This is a genomic window from Allobosea sp. P1_A7 (assembly GCF_056406775.1).
On sequence record NZ_JBFTZN010000688.1, the window covers coordinates 1 to 316 of the forward strand.

Consider the following 316-nt stretch of genomic DNA (forward strand, 5'->3'; position numbering starts at 1 on the left):
GATGATGCGCTCGGGCCGGCCATGGCGTTCAAGCGCTTTGCGGAAGAACCGCTTGGCCGCCGACAGATCCCGATGTTCGCTGAACCAGAACTCGACCGTGTCGCCAACGCTGTCGATGGCGCGATAAAGATACATCCACCGTCCGCGGACCTCACGGCGCGTTTGCGCCGGTTGAAGCGCTGAAGCAGCAAGGGCGCGAAGTAGACGACCCAGCGGTGGATCGTGGAATGGTCGATGCTGATGCCGCGCTCGGCCATCATCTCCTTCAGGTCGCGCAGGCTCAGGCCGTAGGCCAGATACCAGCGAACACACAGCA

General features: G+C 62.7%; 1 pseudogene. It reads right to left on the reverse strand.

The features are described from left to right. Window positions 1-314: pseudogene (locus AC1D34_RS38395) on the reverse strand (IS6 family transposase); the annotation flags it as partial. Between the last annotated feature and the right edge of the window lie 2 nt (window positions 315-316).